The sequence below is a fragment of the Photobacterium sp. genome (assembly GCF_057456235.1).
On record NZ_JBVCPH010000026.1, the window covers coordinates 13,354 to 32,978 of the forward strand.

Sequence of the window (19,625 nt, forward strand, 5' to 3'; positions counted from 1 at the left end):
ACAGCGAGATAATATTATGACTTGGTTCTTACTCTGCGTCGCTGCACTGGTAGGTGGTTACTTTATCTACGGTGCTTTTATTGAAAAAGTATTTGGTATAAATGAAAAACGCCAGACACCGGCTTACAGCAAGCAAGACGGCGTTGACTACGTGCCAATGTCAAATAAAAAAGTTTATCTGGTACAGCTGCTCAATATTGCCGGTGTCGGGCCAATCTTCGGGCCAATCATGGGTGCGTTATACGGTCCGGCCGCAATGCTATGGATTGTTTTAGGTTGCATCTTTGCCGGCGCGGTACATGATTACTTCTCGGGCATGCTATCAATACGCAACGGTGGCGCTTCAGTACCTACCATTACCGGTCGCTATCTGGGCAACGGTGCAAAACACTTTATGAATATTTTTGCTATCGTACTGTTGCTATTGGTCGGTGTGGTCTTTGTATCAGCACCGGCGGGCATGATCACGAACCTGGTTAACGAACAGACCGGTATGGGTCTGTCGATGACAACCATGGTGGTAATTATCTTTGCTTACTACATCATTGCAACGATTGTACCGGTTGATAAAATCATTGGCCGCTTCTACCCATTGTTCGGCGCCCTGTTAATTTTCATGTCTGTTGGCCTGATCACCGCTATCGCCTTCTCCAGCGAACACACGCTGCTTGGTGACTACGAGATGAGCCAGATGTTCACCAACATGAACCCGAATGACCTGCCACTATGGCCTGCCCTGTTTATCACTATCGCTTGCGGTGCTATTTCGGGTTTCCACGCAACTCAGTCTCCACTGATGGCACGTTGCATGCAAAATGAGAAGAACGGTCGTTTTGTTTTTTACGGCGCAATGATTGGTGAAGGTGTTATCGCGCTGATCTGGTGTGCTCTGGCCCTGTCTTTCTTCGGCTCTGTAGAAGCACTGTCTGAAGCCGTTGCCAATGGTGGTCCGGGCAGCGTGGTTTACAATTCATCTATCGGTCTGCTCGGCGTCTTTGGCGGTGTCATTGCTTTCCTTGGTGTGGTTATCCTGCCTATCACCTCGGGCGACACCGCGTTCCGCTCAAGCCGTCTTATCCTGGCTGAATACTTCAACATGGAACAGAAATCGCTGCGTAACCGCCTGCTAATGGCACTGCCCCTGTTTGTGCTCGGCGGTATCCTGACTCAGGTTGATTTCGGCATTATCTGGCGCTATTTCGGTTTTGCTAACCAGTCTACGGCGGTCATGATGCTTTGGACGGCTTCTGCTTACCTGCTGCGCCACAACAAGCTGCACTGGGTAGCTACCGTACCGGCATTGTTCATGACCACGGTATGTATCACCTTTATACTGAACAACAGCCAGCTGGGTTTCGGCCTGCCGATGGTGGTTTCAACCGTTACCGGCGTTATTGCAGCCCTGGCTATCATGGCACTGGTGATTAAGAAATCGAAAGGCAAAGGTGATATAGATATTACCGATGAAGATGAAACCAAAGGCAAGCTGGAAACAGCATAACCGCTCTTATTCCTAACCGTTGTCGATTTGTTTGAACCAGTCCTTCGGGGCTGGTTTTTTATTGCCAAGGGCGGCCCTGTTTCGCTGACGTTTGAACTGGGGTTCTGGGGTTCTGGGGTTCTGGGGTTCTGGGGTTCTGGGGTTCTGATTTTGCGGCTTTAAGATGTCGAATGTTATCGCTATTTCAGGGCCTTATTTTTCCGGGGTTCAAGACCGTTTTCATTACCATAAAAAAAGCCCACCTTTCGGTGGGCTTTCTCAATAAACGTCATACGTTTAAGATTACTTGCGAACAAGTTTCTCTTTGATACGTGCTGCTTTACCAGAACGCTCACGTAGGTAGTACAGTTTGGCACGACGTACTAGACCACGACGCTTAACAGTAATGCTTTCAACGATTGGAGAGTGAGTTTGGAACGCACGCTCAACGCCTTCGCCGTTCGAGATCTTACGAACAGTGAATGCAGAATGTAGACCACGGTTACGCTTAGCGATAACCACGCCTTCGAACGCCTGTAGACGCTCACGGTCACCTTCTTTTACTTTAACCTGAACGACAACAGTGTCACCAGGTGCAAAAGTTGGTAGGTCTTGTTTAAGTTGCTCGTCTTCGAGCTGCTTGATGATGTTACTCATTGGTATACCCTAGAATAAACTGATACTAAATTAATTAATTGCTTGCTTTATATTCGCGAATAAATTCCGCGAGCAAGAATTCCTGATCGTCAGTCAGAGCTAGGTTTTCCAGGAGCTCTGGTCTTCTAAGCCAAGTACGGCCTAACGATTGTTTTAATCGCCAGCGACTAATATCCTTATGGTTACCTGACATCAGTACCTTAGGTACTTCCTGCCCGTCTAACACATCCGGACGCGTGTAATGTGGACAATCTAACAAACCATTTGCAAAAGAATCTTCTTCTGCCGACGCGAAGTCACCCAGTACGCCCGGTACAAACCGAACGACTGCATCAACTAATGTCATGGCTGGCAATTCGCCCCCAGTCAGCACAAAATCCCCAATAGACCATTCTTCGTCTACCTCTTGCTGGATAATGCGCTCATCTACCCCTTCATAACGGCCACAAATAAGAATCAGGTTCTCATTTTGTGCCAGTTCCTCAACGCCCGCTTGATCAAGCTTACGGCCCTGAGGTGAAAGATAAATCACTTTAGCCTTACCTTTAGCGGACTGCTTGGCAGTATGAATGGCATCGCGCAAGGGCTGCACCATCATTAACATACCGGGTCCGCCACCGTATGGACGATCGTCTACCGTACGGTGTTTGTCGTGCGTAAAATCACGAGGATTCCACGTTTCGACAGATAAAAGGCCTTTTTTTACCGCCTGACCTGTTACCCCAAAATTGGTAATGGCACCGAACATTTCGGGAAAAAGGCTGATCACACCAACCCACATGTGTTCGCTCGCTATATTACCAGAGGTTAAAATCCAGGATCCCAGTCAACTTCGATCCGCTGAGCAGTGCGATCAATCGACTTGATGACCTGCTCATCGAGGAACGGAATTAATCGTTCCTTTTGTCCAAAAGCATCTTTCAGGTTAGCTTTCACTACCAATACATCGTTTGACCCTGTTTCCAGGACGTCTGTTACTTTACCCAGGTCGTAACCTTCGGTAGTGAAAACAGACATACCAAACAATTCGCGCCAGTAGAATTCTTCATCTGACAACGCTGGCAGTTGATCAGCATGTACAGCGACCTCAGCGTTAGTGAACAGCTGTGCATCCTCGCGGATGTCCAGGCCCTCTAACTTAGCCACCATGCCCTGACCGTGCTTTTTCCAGGATTCAATCTGGATTGGCTTCCATTCACCCTTTACTTTAATAAGCCAAGGTTGATAGGAGAAAATACTTTCAGACTGTTCAGTGTAGGAAAAAACCTTGAGCCAACCCTTGATACCGTAGGTGGCACCCAGTTTACCGACAACAACTAAGTCTTGGTTCTGTGAGCTCATAGTTCTCTATCTCTACCTGATATAGCTAATTAAGCTGCTTTAGAAGCGTCTTTGATTAGCTTAGCTGCGCGGTCAGACACAGTTGCGCCCTGACCAACCCAGTGATTTACACGGTCTAGGTCTAGACGCAGACGCTCTTCCTGACCCTTAGCTAGCGGGTTGAAGAAACCGATTTTTTCGATGTTACGACCGTCGCGTGCGCAACGAGAATCAGCAACAACGATTTGGTAAAATGGACGCTTCTTAGCGCCGTGACGTGCCAAACGAATGGTAACCATATCGTCCTCTTTAGTTTTGCATTACTGTAAATAAAATCGGCCCCGTCTCAAAAAAACGGGGCCCGTGCCAAAAAATAAAGCCTCGGAATTTTACTCTTTGGGCGGGCGAATGCAACAGCTTTAGCTACTTTTTCACCAGCCAAATAAAAATAAAAGATCAAATCCGATAAAAATGAACAACTTAGCGCCCAGGGAACATCCCACCGCCCGGCATCATTCCCTTCATATTACGCATCATGTTCTTCATTCCACCCTTTTGCATTTTCTTCATCATCTTTTGCATCTGGGTAAATTGTTTCAGCAGGCGGTTAACGTCTTGCACCTGGGTGCCTGATCCCGTCGCTATACGCTTCTTACGTGAGCCCTTAATAATATCAGGACGCGCACGCTCGCCTTTGGTCATGGAGTTAATAATAGCTTCCATTTGCAGGAACATCCGGTCATCTACCTGATCTTTTACATTTTCAGGTAGCTGAGACATGCCGGGCAATTTATCCATCATGCCCATCATGCCGCCCATGTTCTTCATCTGCTGAAGCTGGCCGCGGAAGTCTTCAAGATCAAACCCTTTCTTCTCTTTAAACTTCTTAGCAAGCTCTTCAGCTTTACTCTTATCTACATTACGTTCTAGATCTTCGATAAGTGACAGTACGTCACCCATACCCAAGATACGTGATGCAACACGGTTCGGGTGGAACGGTTCTAGTGCATCCGTTTTTTCACCGACACCCAGAAATTTAATTGGCTTACCGGTAATATGGCGAACAGATAATGCTGCACCACCACGGGCATCACCATCCACCTTGGTCAGGATCACACCGGTTAGTGGCAGCGCGTCGTTAAAGGCTTTCGCGGTATTGGCTGCATCCTGACCGGTCATGGCATCAACCACAAACAGTGTTTCAACTGGATTTGCCGCCGCGTGGACGTCTTTGATCTCGTCCATCATGACGTCATCAACATGCAGACGACCTGCAGTATCGACAATAACAACGTCGTAGAACTTCAGTTTACCGTGACCCACTGCCGCGGTAACGATATCAACCGGCTTTTGATCGGCTGAAGACGGGAAGAAATCGATACCGACTTCACTTGCCAGTGTTTCTAGCTGTTTAATCGCCGCCGGGCGGTAGACATCAGCAGAAACAACCAGAACCTTTTTCTTCTCACGCTCTTTAAGTACTTTACCTAACTTACCGACACTAGTGGTTTTACCCGCGCCTTGCAGACCGGCCATCAAGATAACGGCTGGCGGCTGACAAGCGAGGTTCAGCGCTTCATTGGACTCCCCCATAACCATTTCAAGCTCAGCCTGAACGATTTTGATGAATTCCTGACCCGGAGTCAGACTTTTGGAGACTTCCGTGCCGACAGCGCGCTCTTTTACGCGCTTGACGAATTCTCTTACAACCGGAAGCGCAACATCGGCTTCGAGTAACGCCATGCGTACTTCACGCAGCGTATCTTTGATGTTGTCGTCCGTTAGGCGACCACGGCCGCTGACATTCTTAAGCGTTCGCGATAAACGCTCCGTTAAATTTTCGAACATGTGCTACTCGCTCGTTACGCAACTAATATTAGTACGACTTCACATAGATTATATGTGGGTGATATGACTAGTATACCGCAATCCTGCATCCGCTTTCATGTATAGATAGCGACTCTTGTTTGAGCAGGGTATAATTACGTCTTCTAACCATCTTAACTAGTTACCAGTTTACTATGGATATGTTGATTGCCTTAATGGCTGCTTGTTTTTATTTTCTCGCTTTAGGTCTGGTTGTTCCAGGCTTAACCAATAGTAATGGTATTAAAATCAAGCCGGTCTTTTTTTCAGCCCTTGCGGCGATAGCGTTACATATTCTGCTGTTAAAAGATTTAATGCTGGGTGGCCCGGGCCAGAACCTGAGCATACTCAATGTCGCGTCGCTGATCAGCCTGATCATCTCAACGTTAACGACATTTGCGATGTTACGTATGCGCGTATGGTTTCTTCTCCCGATTATATATAGCTTTGCCGCAATAAACTTATCAGCAGCGACGCTGTTACCTGGTGCCTTTATTACCCATTTAGAAGCCCAGCCGCAAGTCTTGCTGCATATTTCTCTGGCCTTGTTCTCATATTCGACTTTAATGATCGCCACCTTATATGCCATTCAACTCGCTTGGTTAGATCATAAATTAAAAACAAAAAAAAGCCTGCAGATTAATCCGAACATTCCTCCTTTAATGATGGTCGAAAGACAGCTTTTCAAGATCATTCTGGTAGGCAATACATTACTAACGGTGACCTTGATAACTGGCTTGATCTTTATTCAGGACATGCTGGCGCAGGGGAAAACCCATAAAGCGGTGTTGTCACTGCTGGCCTGGGGAGTCTACAGTACTTTACTTTGGGGCCACTACCATCGCGGCTGGCGCGGCCGCAGGGTTGTCTGGTTCAGCATGGTAGGGGCTTTTTTACTCACCCTTGCTTACTTTGGCAGCCGTTTTGTTAAAGAGATCATTATCGGCGGATAAAAACACCTCGTTGCAACTAACTTCTCATTGACACTTATACTCAAATGAGTACAACTATATTTTAACAAACACGTTAAGGAACTAGATTTTTGGACGACATATCCACGGGAGTATTATTCTCCCTTCTGATATTACTACTCGTCATTTCCGGATATTTCTCCGGTTCTGAAACCGGCATGATGTCCCTCAACCGCTATAAGCTGCGGCACCTCGCAAATCAAGGCCACCGCGGGGCCAAGCGGGTAGAAAAATTGCTGTCTCGCCCCGACCGTCTCATCGGCCTTATCTTGATCGGAAATAACCTGGTCAACATTCTCGCTTCTGCTATTGCCACGATTATTGGTATGCGCCTTTATGGTGATTTCGGTGTGGCCATTGCGACTGGTGCCTTAACCCTGGTGGTACTCGTTTTTGCTGAAGTGACCCCGAAAACGCTTGCCGCGATTTACCCCGAGCGTGTCTCTTATGCCAGCAGTATTATCCTCAATATTCTGATGAAACTGCTTTACCCGTTAGTGTGGTTCGTCAACGGCATTACCAATAGCTTCATGCTGTTAATGGGGTTAAATGTCGGCAATATGAATGATTCGAAGCTTAGTTCTGAAGAGTTACGTACCGTTGTGGACGAAGCGGGTGGCCTTATCCCTCGCCGCCACCAGGATATGTTGCTGTCTATTTTAGATTTGGAAAACGTCACCGTCGAAGATCTGATGATCCCGCGCAGTGAGATTGCGGCCATCAATATTAATGACGACTGGAAATCCATCACTCGACAGCTGATCCATTCTTCCCATGGGCGCATTGTACTGTATCGCGATACTATCGATGAAGTGGTCGGTATGCTGCGTGTTCGTGAAGCCTATCGCCTGATGATGGAAAAAAACGAATTCAGTAAAGCCAACCTGCTTCGGGCTGCGGATGAAGTCTATTTCATTCCTGAAGGCACGCCACTGAACATCCAGCTATTAAAATTCCAACGAAATAAAGAACGTATTGGTCTGATTGTTGATGAGTACGGCGACATCCAGGGGCTGATCACCTTAGAAGATATTCTGGAAGAAATTGTCGGCGAATTTACGACCTCGATTTCTCCGACCCTGGCCGACGAAATTACCCCACAGGCAGATGGCAGCTTGCTGATTGAAGGTAGCGCCAATATCCGCGATCTGAATAAGAGCCTGAACTGGGATCTTCCGACTGATGGCCCGCGTACCCTCAATGGTTTGATCTTGGAGCATTTAGAAGATATTCCTGATAGCCAGATCAGCATTAAACTCTCCGGTCGCCAAATGAAAATTATGGAAGTCTCAGAAAATATGATCAAACTGGTCAAAGTGCTTCCAACCCAGTTGAAGAAAACAGGATGAGTGGCTGAACCGATTTCAGCATGAATATATCTATAAGCAGAAAGCCGGCAATCAATGCCGGCTTTCTTGTCTTATTCTGCGCCCTTTAGCGGCTATACCAACGGGAATTACTTAACACTAAGATCGTGTAGCATCGACTCCGGTAATGCCAATTCATCGTTTTTATTGACATCAATCCCCTGTGCCAGAATGTTTTTGGCAATCGCTTTCGCCTCATCCAGCGAGTGCATACCATAAGTCCCACACTGATACTCGTTCAGTTCCGGGATCTGCTCCTGCGATTCAACCTTCAGTATATCTTCCATTGCCGCCCGCCAGCTCGCCGCGACATCCTGTTCACTGGGCGTACCGATCAGACTCATATAGAAACCGGTGCGGCACCCCATAGGGGAGATATCAATGATTTCTACCTGGTCGGAATTGAGGTGGTTACGCATGAAGCCGGCATACAGGTGTTCGAGCGTGTGAATCCCCCGCTCAGTCAAAATATCTTTATTAGGGCGGCAGAAACGTAAATCAAAAACGGTGATGGTATCGCCTTTCGGCGTCTGCATCGTTTTCGCCACGCGTACCGCAGGTGCATGCATCCGTGTGTGATCGACGGTAAAACTATCTAATAACGGCATTACTTCCTTCTCCTTTGCCCATGAGTTTCTCTCACGTTACCCATACCCGTTATTTTTAAGTATGGCGCTAATGTCCATTTCGGCAATGACGGCCTGCGTATTAAAATGGCCACCAGCTACGATTATCATCCAGCTCCTGTCGGCATTGCTTCAATTGCCAACCATAATTTTTTGCCTGTTGCTCCACCTTACGAGAGACTCTTATCAGCGTCGGCTTACTCTTATAGGTGCCTCGTTGATAGCCTCCTCGTCCTTCGTGGTAAGCAAGATACTGACCATTGGCATCCCATTTAGATACCCCTAGCTGACGCTGAGTTTCATGGGTATACCACCCTACAAACATCAGCGAATCACCAAAATCGGTTCGGGAGCCACCGTTTCCGGTCGCTTTTTGGTAGTCTTCCCAGGCCGGATCCTGTGCCTGAGCATAACCATAAGCGCTGCTGATCCGGCCCCAGGGAATAAAACCGAGTAGATAGTCTTTGGGAGGACGGGCATCATGTCGAAAACTACTTTCTTGTTTGACAAAAGCCATCGCAATATTAATCGGCGTGCCCCACTCCTGCTGCATATCGACGGCATCTTGGTACCAATCAGGGTTTTCACGAAAAATATTGCAAACGTTCGACTGATCTTTCGGCGGTGGGGTCGCACAACCGCTTAGCACCAACAGCAAACCGGAAAGCATCACTACGCGCGCAGCTAAAAACATATTTTCACTCAATGGAATAGGTACCAAAATGATTTCAATGTAATAACCACTATTTATCAGCTATCTAATTTATCTTCAAACGGCCGGTAAAACGCTTAGTCGCACACATTCTGTGTCAAATGCACTCGAAAGAACCTGTCATTCCTTCGCATATTTTTCTTGATGTGAACGGGCTTGTATTACTCTGAATCGTGCCTCTAGAGGTAACTTAGGTATCTCGCACCTGAATAAAAGACGGGCAGTTATTATGTCGTTATCCCTGCGAAATAGTTTCGGGCAGCAAGACTGCTGCCCACTTTTTTCTCGGTTGACCTTACGCAAAAATCCCTGTCAAATCAGCCTATATTTATGACAAAAACGATAGAAGCCTACCTCTGTCACAATTTATACTGATTAGCTCGCCGCTATTTCAAATCGGCAAAGTAATCCTCTAAATACGCATCGAATGACTTGTTATCACTTTGCTCAATGAGCTGCTGTTTTTTAACGGACGCCTGAACTTCCTGTTCAAACTCGTTCTTGCTATAAAAAGCAAACTCTCTGCTCTTGAGTTCATCGGCATGCAGCAACGCCAATTTTTTACCGACGGCGCCAATGCCTTCATGCTGCTTGATTTGTGCCAGTAACTGCGCAGATATCGTCAGCTCAGGATGAATAATCCACTCTTTCAAACGCTGATACGTCTGCTGGTAGTTATCATTACCCGCCGCATCATCCATCGCCTTGGCAACAGCTTCCAGCTCAGCAAATACGCGTAATCCCCAGTCTTTAGCCAACAGACGTTCACCATTACAGCCAATTTTCAGCATTAGATCAGGATTGCGGCCATCAAGGACGACACGATTCCAGTTATCCCGCCAGCAAGCCAGCTCTGCGTCATCCATTTCAGCGGAGGGTGACAACACCGCCCAGGTCAGGAACATATCAAGGAAGCGGACCTGATCTTCTGTAATACCTATCGGGCTGAACGGGTTAACATCCAATGAGCGTACTTCGATATATTCAACCCCCCCGCGGCTAAGGGCTTCTGATGGTTTTTCACCATTTTTTGCCACACGTTTCGGACGAATGGGGGCATACAGCTCATTTTCGATCTGCAGGACATTACTATTCAGCTGGCGGTACTCACCGTCAACTTTCACGCCGATATTGGCATAATCATCGGATGGAGTGCGAATAGCCTGATTCAGACCGTCAAGGTATTGCTCCAGGCTGTTAAAACCGATTTTCAGCGCACTTTGTGCATTATTGGTATAGCCCAGATCACTTAACCGTAGCGCGGTTGCATTCGGCAAATAATAAGTGCCGTTACCCAGTTTTTCAAAATCTGATGGCGAGCCGTGCTCCTTCAGGAATGACCCGCACAGCGCCGGTGATGCGCCGAAAAGATAAGGGATCAGCCAGCCAAAACGGTAATAGTTACGGATCAGGCCAAAATAAGCATCTGAAACCGAATCCTGACGCGCTTGTACGCTTTGCTCGCCAAACAGCTGCTGCCAGAATGAGTCAGGAAACGAAAAGTTGAAATGCACACCTGAAATCACCTGCATGACACTACCATAACGGCGTTTCAGGCCTTCACGGTAGAGGGTTTTCATTCGCCCGGTATTCGAGCTGCCGTATTGCGCCAGAGTAATATCATCTTCACTACCGACAAAACAGGGCATTGACATTGGCCACAGGCGCTCATCCCCCATCTGGCTGTAGGTAAACTGGTGAATATCACTTAACTGGGTCAATAAGTGATCTATATCTTGCGAGACCGGAGTAATAAACTCTAACAGTGATTCGGCAAAATCGGTGGTGATCCATTTATTGGTTAGTGCTGATCCCAAACCGGCAGGATGGGGTTGAGCTGACAAATCACCTTGAGTCGTAATACGTAGCGCTTCCCGCTCCAGGCCACGGCCAATCTGAGTTAATGCATCAGAATTTGCGGAAATTTGCTGTAACCTTTGTGAAAAATCCATCAAGGTCATTCTCGTTAATTATCGTAATTTGGAAAATAGGGTAATCATTATTATTAATGATTACCATAATTTTTATAGTGAAACACTTTTACCATCTGTAAACAAATAACCCTTTAAAATAAAGGGAAAAAGCCGACGTTATAGCAACGTCGACAAACAGCATGGCAGGATCCGCAAGATTACATCTGCGGCTGAATCGTTTTGACTGGAATGCCCAGTGTTTCAAATTGCGGTCGCAATGATTTGACATCACCCACGACAATGATCTGGTAATCATCCGGATTAAACCATTTCTCGGCCAGCTCATTGAGTCGTTCTTGGCTGATAGAAGCAACGATTTCGTTACGCTGTTCAACGAAATTTTCCGGTAGCGAATAAGTCAGGATCTGACCTAACAGTTGCGCCTTCTTTCCCGGGGTTTCATAGTTAAGCGCATCTTTCTGACCGACAGCCAGACGCATAAAGTTCACTTCTTCATCCGTTATCCCGTCGGTACTGATTTTCTTTAATTCAGCCAGAAACTCTTTTAATGATGCTAAGCTGGCATCTGCACGTACCTGGGCGTAGTACACCGACAAGCCCACTTCTTTGCCCCCGGTCTGGTAGCCTCCAGCCCCATAGGTATAACCCTTATCTTCACGAAGGTTCAGGTTGATACGGCTGTTGAAATTACCCGCCAGGTTAAAGTTAGCCAGCTGAGTTTCGTACAACTCACCAGTTGCATCATACGGCAGTCCCTGGCGAGCCAGACGGATCACCGTTTGCGGTGCACCCGGCTTGTCAACCATCCAAATCGCCTGCTTCGCCTGCGCAGGAATGGCCTGCGGACTAAAGACCGGTTCCGGGCGGCCTTGCCATGCTGCCAGGAAGCCTAACTGTTGGCTCAGCTGAGACTCAGCCACATCCCCCACGACCACCACATCCGTTCCATTCGGGGTATAGTAGCGGGCATAAAAGCGCTTAACATCCTCTAAGGTGATACTCGCCAGTGAGGCTTTGGTTCCTTCCGGCGGACGGCTGAACGGCGTGCCGCCAAACAGCACTTCTCGTGTTGCCTGGCTCGCTAACCACTCCGGACGCTGATGTTCATACACCACCCCCTCGATGGCCTGCGCTTTCAAGCGTTCGAAGTCTGCCGGGTTAAACGCGGGCTGGAATAAACGCTCTTCCATGATGGCCAGTGTCTGAGACAGGTTCTTCTCTAATGATGTCACCGACACCGTTGTGCTGTACAAACCGGTACTAAAACTGACCGTACTGCCTAACATATCCAGCCGTGAAGATAACTCTTCGGCAGTTGAACGCTGGGTCGCTTCCCCCATCATCGCCGCTGTCAGCTGGGCTAACCCGGTTTTGCCTTCAAGTTCAAAACGGCGTCCGGCAGGGATCACTAACTGCAGCTCTACCGTTGGCGTTTCAATATATTTGGTTCCCAGTACATTGATTCCGTTATCCAGTTCAAACTGATACAAGCGCGGCATCACTGCCTCAACCGGCTGAGAAAGCGGTGGCATCACTGACCGGTCAAAATGCTCAACCGACTTTCTCAGTGCGAGCTGATCATCGGTGACTTTCTGATATTCAGGAATAACACGTGGCAGCGGGGTATAGTTCGGCTTCGCCGCGGCCAGTGCTGTTTTACCTTTAGGCACCACACTTAACGTAACGTTCGGGTTGCCGTTCAGGTACAGCATATATGCCGCTTCAATGCTGTCAGTGGTGACATCACGCAGCCGCTGCAGTTCAACACCTAGATGGTTAGGGTTACCATAGAAAGTCTCATAGGCGGCTAGTTGCGACACTTTGCCGCTCACACTCTGCAAACCGAAAATCGCATTGGCTTCTACCATGCCTTTCAGTTCACTCAGCTCTTTTTCATTGACTCCTCGCAGCTCAAGACCATCAAGGATCGAGACAACTTTGCTGTGCACATCTTTTAAGTTGCCTTTGCTGCCACTTTGACCTATCGCATAAACGTACATGGTACAGCTAAGCTCGGCACAATCGTGGTAGGCCCCCGCGTCAACGACATCACCGGTTTTGACCAGATCCTGGTACAGCAGGCTGTTCTTCCCCCCGCCGATCACTTTCGCCAGCATATCCAGCGATGCTTCATCTTCCGCGCCGTTATATGAGGTTGGCCACGCCATCATCAGCATGGGCTGCTGTACTTTATCTTCCAGTGTCAGGTAGCGAGTCGCATTCAACGTGACGGGATATTTCGCCGCATTGATCACTTCAGGGCCACGGGGAATCGAGCCAAAATACTTTTTCACCCACTCCAGCGTCTGCGCTTTATCGATATCGCCGCCGATCGTGAGCGTGGCATTGTTCGGGCCGTACCAACGCAAGAAGAACGCCTTGAGATCATTAACATCCACGCGATCTAAATCTTCGACATAACCAATTGTCTGCCAGGAATATGGGTGGGATTGAGGGTATAGGGCTTCGCCAATGCGCTCGTAGACCAGACCATAAGGACGATTTTCATAGCGCTGGGCTCGTTCATTCTTTACCGTTGAGCGCTGGATCTCGAATTTACGCTGTGAAACCGCCCCAAGTAAAAATCCCATCCGGTCTGATTCTAACCACAGCATTTTCTCCAGCTGGTTCGCCGGTACGGTTTCAAAATAATTGGTACGATCCCGGTTTGTGGTTCCGTTTAAGGTTCCGCCTGCTTCAGTGATCAGACGAAAGTGTTCCTGATCACCGACATGCTCTGATCCCTGAAACATCATATGTTCAAAGAAATGCGCAAAACCGGATTTGCCTTGTTCTTCGCGGGCAGAGCCGACGTGGTACGTCATATCGACATGCACTAATGGATCAGATCTATCTTCATGAAGAACCACGGTTAGCCCGTTAGCAAGTGTGTATTTACTGTAGGGAATAACAGTCTCACCGTGCTCGGCTGTTACTTGTTCAACGAAAGTGATGCCCTCAGGCAGCACGGGAGCATCTTTGCTTTGCCCCATCAGACCGCTACAGCCAACTATCGACAGCAGGGTGACACTTAGAATCCACTTTTGCACTTACGCATTCCTTATAATAAACCTTGAACCACCATGGCCAGCACACCGTAGCGCAAAGCTTTACCAATCATGATGATAAATAAACTCAACCACTGATGCATCCGCAGCCATCCTGCGGCTAAACATAGCGGGTCCCCGATGACAGGCAACCAGCTTAAGAAGAGGGTCCAGTAACCATATTTTTTCAGCCATTCTATCGCTTTATGACCATGTTTTAGCTCAGAAGTTTTATCGGGTAACAACCGTCCTAACCAATAGTTGGTCATTCCGCCAAGGGTGTTGCCCAGCGTCGCCACCCCAACAACCAGCCATACCACATTGTTCCCTAGTTTCAACGTTGCGATCAGGTTCGCTTCTGAAGCGCCCGGCAATAAGGTGGCACTCAAAAAACCGGTGGTGAACAGCATCAATAGCGCTGACTCGCCATTTAACAAATCTAGCATTTTTATTTTCTTACATTAGAGGCTGTTTATCTTTACCACAACCGTTACTGGGCACCCGTCGATAGAACAATTTTCCCGCGCGTCCGGCCACTTTCAATCTGCTGATGCGCACGGGCTCCCTCAGACAAAGGGAATTGTGCCGCAATATGTAAGTGCAGCTCCCCCTGCGCCAGCATTTTGAGCATTGCATCATTTTGCGCAACATTGGGGGCCACGAGCATTCCTGCAGCCTGCAAGCCAAGTTGCTGCGCTTGCTGGCAAACCCGCTCTGCTGTGAGCGTCGGTATTGTCACCACCCGGCCACCGGCTTTAACACACTTCAACGCAGCACAACCCACCTCTCCCCCCATCAAATCAATCAGTACATCGACCGGCTTAATCTGTTGCTCAAGATTCCCTTGCTGATAATCAATCGCGGTAGCACCCAAGTCTGAGACAAATTCCACATTTGCCGCCGAACAGCTTGCTACAACCTCCGCGCCTTTTGCGACCGCCAGCTGAATTGCGATATGTCCGACTCCGCCGGCGCCAGCCAGAATGAGGACCCGATCACTGACAGTAACTTTCGCTTTATCTAATGCCTGCCAGGCCGTTTGTCCCGCCAGAGGCAATGCTGCTGCCTGCACAAGCTCAATTTTCGCCGGCACTTTACTCAATGATTCGGCATCGACGACCACATACTCGCTGTAACCGCCGCCCTGAAGAGGAAAGCCAATAAACCCGGCAACCCGTTCACCGACAACCAGCGATTTAACATTATTGCCGACTTCAACAATCTTACCGGCAATGTCATAGCCCGGCACCCAGGGCAGGTTATCTTTGTTCTGCTGAGCGGCCCAGCCTAGCCCGGCCCGGGTTTTGGCATCGATCGGATTAACGCTGGCATAAACGACCTTCACCAGCACCTGATCAGCAGTCAGCGATGGCGTAGAAGCGGTTTGCAAGCTGAGCACCGAGGGGTCGCCAAACTGAGTGATCGCTAGTTGCTGATAGGGTTTCATTTATATTCCTTCTCGTTATAAGTCTCGTTCATCGTAAGACAATAGCTAACAATAGCAATAAAAAAAACGGGTAGCACCTTGCTACCCGTTTCTATTTGTTTCTAAGTACTGTAGTCAGCGCTAAGTTTAGCCAACCAACGCCAGCAAGATACCGGCCGCTACCGCAGAGCCCAGTACCCCGGCCACATTCGGCCCCATCGCATGCATCAGCAGGAAGTTATGCGGGTTCGCTTCCAGGCCAACCTTATTCACCACCCGTGCCGCCATCGGAACCGCCGAAACACCCGCCGCCCCAATCAGTGGATTAATATCTTCTTTACTGAAGCGGTTAAGCAATTTCGCCATTAACACACCGCCACCGGTACCGATACTGAACGCAACGGCACCGAGCACCAGGATCCCTAAGGTTTCCATCTGGAGGAATTTATCCGCTTCCAGCTTCGAACCCACTCCCAGACCGAGTAAAATCGTCACGATGTTGATCAATTCGTTCTGTACCGTATTAGACAGGCGATCAACCACACCAGACTCTCGCATCAGGTTACCGAGACAGAACATCCCGACCAGTGGCGATGCCGAAGGCAAGAACAGAATTGTCATTCCCAATACCGCCATTGGGAACAGGATCTTCTCGGCCTTACTGACATGACGCAGCTGCTGCATCTGAATTTGACGCTCTTCGGGAGTTGTCAGCGCTTTCATAATCGGGGGCTGAATAATTGGCACCAATGCCATGTAGCTGTACGCCGCCACGGCAATCGCACCCAGCAGATCCGGAGATAAACGGCTGGCCAGGAAGATTGCGGTTGGGCCATCGGCACCACCGATGATTGCAATCGACGACGCATCAGCCAGGGTAAACTCCATCCCGGGTACGAGATTCAGCAAAATCGCACCAAACAGGGTGAAGAAGATACCGAACTGAGCTGCAGCGCCTAACAATAGAGTTTTAGGGTTTGCAATCAAGGCACCGAAGTCGGTCATTGCACCGACCCCCATAAAGATCAATAACGGGAATACCCCGGTTTCGATCCCAACATGGTAGATGTAATACAACAAGCCGCCCGGTTCGGTAAAACCGGCATTAGGAATATTGGCCAAAATGGCACCAAACCCGATAGGCAGCAACAGCAAGGGCTCAAAGCCCTTACGTATCGCCAAGAAAAGCAGACCGCAGCCAACCAGAATCATTACAATCTGGCCGAACTCAAAATTGGCAATCCCGGTCTCGCCCCAGAGTTTTATTAAACCGTCCATGGTACCCTCTTACGCCAGGCTTAGAATCGGCGAGCCGACCGAAACAGAATCACCTTCTTTGACATGAAGCTCGTGGATCACCCCACCACGCGCAGCCCGAATTTCAGTTTCCATCTTCATCGCTTCAAGTATTACCAGTACATCACCTTCTGCCACTAAATGACCGGGCTGAACGACAACTTTAAAGATATTTCCGGCCAGCGGTGCTGAAATGGCCTCGGCGCTCGCCGCGGGGGCACTGCTTACCGGCGCTGGTGCTGCCACCGATGTGACAGCAGATAGCTGACCACTAGGGCCGACTTCAACGTCATATACCTGACCATTCACTTTGACACTGTAGGCCTCAATGCCGCCAGCCTGAGCAACCGGAGTTGCCGCTGGTGCTGGCGCCGTTTCAGTACCTGGTGCCGGTTCAAAGGCTTCCGGATTATTACGGTTTTTAAGAAAATTCAGGCCCACCTGAGGGAATAACGCATAAATCAGAACATCATCAACAGACTGCTCAGCGAGCGTAATTTTTTCAGCTTCTGCTTTAGCCAGCAGCTCATCCGTCAACGCCGCCAGTTCATCGGTAAGCAGATCGGCCGGTCGGCAAGTGATCGCCTCGGCTCCGTTGAGAACACGAGCCTGCAGCTCGGCATTCACTGGTGCCGGAGTCTGGCCATATTCGCCTTTCAATAACCCGGCAGTCTCTTTGGTGATGCTCTTATAGCGCTCGCCCGTTAATACATTCAATACCGATTGAGTACCAACAATCTGCGAGGTTGGGGTAACCAATGGAATAAAACCTAAATCTTCACGAACGCGAGGGATCTCTTCCAGTACTTCATCAAAACGGTCAGCTGCGCCCTGCTCTTTAAGCTGGCCTTCCATGTTAGTCAGCATACCGCCTGGCACTTGGGCCAGTAGAATCCGCGCATCAACGCCTTTCAGGCTGCCTTCAAATTTAGCATATTTCTTCCGGACTTCTCGGAAGTAGGTTGCTATCGGCTCAAGCTGCTGCAAATCAAGGTTGGTATCACGCTCTGTCCCCTCAAGCATCGCGACGACCGCTTCAGTCGGCGTGTGGCCATAGGTCTGGCTCATCGAAGAAATGGCGGTATCAAGAATATCCAGACCAGCTTCAACAGCTTTTACCGCAGTGGCTGCCGATAGGCCGGTTGTCGCGTGGCAATGCAGAGCCAAAGGGACATCACACGATGCTTTGATACGTTTAACCAACTCTTCCGCTTCGTAAGGTTTTAGCAGGCCAGACATATCTTTGATACAAATAGAATGACAGCCAAGATCTTCCAGGCGTTTCGCGAGATCAGTCCAGGTGTCTAAGTTATGAACCGGGCTGGTGGTATAAGAAATCGTCCCCTGAGCATGAGCGCCGACATCGACAGCCGATGTGACGGCTTTTTTGAAATTACGCACATCATTCATTGCATCAAAAATGCGGAACACATCCATACCATTGGCATGGGCTCGCTCAACAAATTTTTCGACCACGTCATCACCATAGTGACGATAACCCAGAAGATTCTGACCACGAAGCAACATCTGCATCGGTGTTTTTGGCATGGCCTGTTTCAGCGCCCGCAAGCGCTCCCAGGGGTCTTCACCCAAAAAACGGATACATGAATCGAATGTGGCTCCGCCCCAGGTCTCTAGAGACCAATAACCCACATTGTCTAACTGCTGTGCAATAGGCAACATATCTTCGATACGCAGACGGGTGGCAAACAGAGACTGATGTGCATCACGTAATACGACGTCAGTGATAGCTAAAGGCTTGGACATGATCGCAAACTCCTTGTAAGTATAATTGTCCTGTAAATCATTCTAGGCTTTACGCTGACGGTACTGATAAACGGCTGATGAAATAGCGGCTATCACGTCAGGTTGAACCTCACTCTCATGTGAGGCAACGCTTAGCGGTGGCTGTTGGGCTGCGGGTAACGCATCAACATGGGCCACTTTCGCCAAGAGCTGAACCAAAAAGATCAGTATGCTAAGAAATAAAAATACAACAAACATTCCGGTAAGCATGATTGTTGCCGCTTCCCATAGCAAACTTCCTAAATCTGCCATTTTTGCTTCCTTTCATTGGTTTTATAACTGAACTGGCGCGTTAACAAGTACCACGAGATACAAAAATAAGTCAAATTGATTAATAAAAATACCGTGTATTAATGAAGATTGCGTCTCATTTTCTCGGCTTAATGGAAAAACATCGATAGAAGTGCCAATTCAACACAACATCCTGAAATATAACCATCTGTGATTAAGTTATTCGCTACAGCCCCGCGCTGAAACCGTAGAAAAAACAAGCCGAAACAAGATCATGGTGACGCTTACGTTAACGGAAGGTAAGTTTAGCTATTTAATTTTTTCCTTTCATAAATAACAACTTAATAGATAACAGGAGTTAATAAATCAACCCCCTGGTCTTTTCTCAGCACTTTGTGGTTATTTCTTATAAACAGATAGATTTAATGGATTAATTAACTGGCTACTCAGCCATTCTGAATTGCTTTGATACAGCCATCCTCTCGGCTCACGAATGAGCATTAAGCACAGCAGGCTGGTTATAGTCAACATCGAGCAATAACAAGGCCTGAGAGGCATTACGCGGTTTATTCTGAAGGTATAGAGAATGGAGAAATATGAAGATACAAAAAAGCCCAGCCGGAGCTGAGCTTTAAATAATGGTGCGCGCGGGAGGATTCGAACCTCCGACCGCCTGGTTCGTAGCCAGGTACTCTATCCAGCTGAGCTACGCGCGCACTAAATCGGTGTTACAACAACGACAATCATTGTGGGATCGTCATTGCGTATAAATAATGGTGCGCGCGGGAGGATTCGAACCTCCGACCGCCTGGTTCGTAGCCAGGTACTCTATCCAGCTGAGCTACGCGCGCACTAAATCGGTGTTACAACAACGACAATCATTGTG

17 protein-coding genes and 2 tRNA genes are annotated in these 19,625 nt (G+C 48.4%); 3 read left to right on the top strand and 16 right to left on the bottom strand.

The annotated features are described in order from the left end of the window. The first annotated feature begins 16 nt into the window (after positions 1 to 16). Complete coding sequence (locus tag AC2204_RS19985; protein WP_318927671.1) at positions 17 to 1,501, top strand: carbon starvation CstA family protein; 1,485 nt, start codon at positions 17 to 19, stop codon at positions 1,499 to 1,501. 282 nt (positions 1,502 to 1,783) lie between these two features. Here AC2204_RS19985 and rplS read toward each other — a convergent pair whose 3' ends face one another. From rplS to ffh, 5 genes are all read right to left on the bottom strand, one after another. Further along, the gene (gene rplS / locus AC2204_RS19990; protein WP_107285392.1) at positions 1,784 to 2,137 is read right to left on the bottom strand and encodes a 50S ribosomal protein L19; all 354 of its coding nucleotides are present in this window, start codon (positions 2,135 to 2,137) and stop codon (positions 1,784 to 1,786) included. A 34-nt stretch (positions 2,138 to 2,171) separates the two neighbouring features. Beyond that, a complete protein-coding gene (gene trmD / locus AC2204_RS19995; protein WP_318927656.1) occupies positions 2,172 to 2,918 on the bottom strand; it encodes a tRNA (guanosine(37)-N1)-methyltransferase TrmD in 747 nt (248 codons plus the stop codon). Positions 2,919 to 2,944: 26 nt separating this feature from the next. Further along, complete coding sequence (rimM, locus tag AC2204_RS20000) at positions 2,945 to 3,478, bottom strand: ribosome maturation factor RimM (RefSeq protein WP_318927657.1); 534 nt, start codon at positions 3,476 to 3,478, stop codon at positions 2,945 to 2,947. Between the two features lie 29 nt (positions 3,479 to 3,507). Next, entirely contained in the window at positions 3,508 to 3,756 is a 249-nt protein-coding gene (gene rpsP, locus AC2204_RS20005) for a 30S ribosomal protein S16 (RefSeq protein WP_318927658.1), read from the bottom strand. A 181-nt stretch (positions 3,757 to 3,937) separates the two neighbouring features. Beyond that, entirely contained in the window at positions 3,938 to 5,305 is a 1,368-nt protein-coding gene (gene ffh, locus AC2204_RS20010; protein ID WP_318927659.1) for a signal recognition particle protein, read from the bottom strand. A 173-nt stretch (positions 5,306 to 5,478) separates the two neighbouring features. On the opposite strand from ffh, the gene AC2204_RS20015 reads away from it, so the two are divergent. Together AC2204_RS20015 and AC2204_RS20020 are read left to right on the top strand one after the other, a co-directional pair. Beyond that, positions 5,479 to 6,276, top strand: coding sequence for a cytochrome C assembly family protein (locus AC2204_RS20015; protein ID WP_318927660.1), 798 nt, complete (start codon positions 5,479 to 5,481; stop codon positions 6,274 to 6,276). A gap of 89 nt (positions 6,277 to 6,365) precedes the next feature. Next, positions 6,366 to 7,643, top strand: a complete 1,278-nt coding sequence (locus tag AC2204_RS20020) for an HlyC/CorC family transporter (protein WP_318927661.1) — start codon at positions 6,366 to 6,368, stop codon at positions 7,641 to 7,643. 107 nt (positions 7,644 to 7,750) lie between these two features. On the opposite strand, the gene luxS is transcribed toward AC2204_RS20020, so the two are convergent. The 11 genes from luxS to AC2204_RS20075 all read right to left on the bottom strand — a co-directional run bounded on the left by luxS (position 7,751) and on the right by AC2204_RS20075 (position 19,590). Next, positions 7,751 to 8,269 (bottom strand): S-ribosylhomocysteine lyase, encoded by a 519-nt coding sequence (luxS, locus tag AC2204_RS20025; RefSeq protein ID WP_318927662.1) that lies wholly within the window; start codon positions 8,267 to 8,269, stop codon positions 7,751 to 7,753. Positions 8,270 to 8,369: 100 nt separating this feature from the next. Beyond that, a complete protein-coding gene (locus AC2204_RS20030) occupies positions 8,370 to 8,981 on the bottom strand; it encodes a transglycosylase SLT domain-containing protein (protein ID WP_318927663.1) in 612 nt (203 codons plus the stop codon). Between the two features lie 404 nt (positions 8,982 to 9,385). Further along, a complete protein-coding gene (gshA, locus tag AC2204_RS20035; RefSeq protein WP_318927664.1) occupies positions 9,386 to 10,954 on the bottom strand; it encodes a glutamate--cysteine ligase in 1,569 nt (522 codons plus the stop codon). Positions 10,955 to 11,130: 176 nt separating this feature from the next. Then, the gene (locus tag AC2204_RS20040) at positions 11,131 to 13,983 is read right to left on the bottom strand and encodes a M16 family metallopeptidase (RefSeq protein ID WP_318927665.1); all 2,853 of its coding nucleotides are present in this window, start codon (positions 13,981 to 13,983) and stop codon (positions 11,131 to 11,133) included. 11 nt (positions 13,984 to 13,994) lie between these two features. After that, positions 13,995 to 14,426, bottom strand: a complete 432-nt coding sequence (locus AC2204_RS20045; protein WP_318927666.1) for a YqaA family protein — start codon at positions 14,424 to 14,426, stop codon at positions 13,995 to 13,997. Between the two features lie 44 nt (positions 14,427 to 14,470). Next, positions 14,471 to 15,427: an NADP-dependent oxidoreductase gene (locus tag AC2204_RS20050; RefSeq protein ID WP_318927667.1), complete on the bottom strand. Its 957-nt coding sequence runs from the start codon at positions 15,425 to 15,427 to the stop codon at positions 14,471 to 14,473. Positions 15,428 to 15,553: 126 nt separating this feature from the next. Further along, positions 15,554 to 16,684, bottom strand: coding sequence for a sodium ion-translocating decarboxylase subunit beta (locus tag AC2204_RS20055; RefSeq protein ID WP_318927668.1), 1,131 nt, complete (start codon positions 16,682 to 16,684; stop codon positions 15,554 to 15,556). 9 nt (positions 16,685 to 16,693) lie between these two features. Beyond that, complete coding sequence (gene oadA / locus AC2204_RS20060) at positions 16,694 to 18,469, bottom strand: sodium-extruding oxaloacetate decarboxylase subunit alpha (RefSeq protein ID WP_318927669.1); 1,776 nt, start codon at positions 18,467 to 18,469, stop codon at positions 16,694 to 16,696. Positions 18,470 to 18,511: 42 nt separating this feature from the next. Beyond that, positions 18,512 to 18,760 (bottom strand): oxaloacetate decarboxylase subunit gamma, encoded by a 249-nt coding sequence (locus tag AC2204_RS20065; RefSeq protein ID WP_318927670.1) that lies wholly within the window; start codon positions 18,758 to 18,760, stop codon positions 18,512 to 18,514. A 618-nt stretch (positions 18,761 to 19,378) separates the two neighbouring features. Beyond that, positions 19,379 to 19,455, bottom strand: a tRNA-Arg gene (locus AC2204_RS20070). Positions 19,456 to 19,513: 58 nt separating this feature from the next. Beyond that, a tRNA-Arg gene (locus tag AC2204_RS20075) sits at positions 19,514 to 19,590 on the bottom strand. Between the last annotated feature and the right edge of the window lie 35 nt (positions 19,591 to 19,625).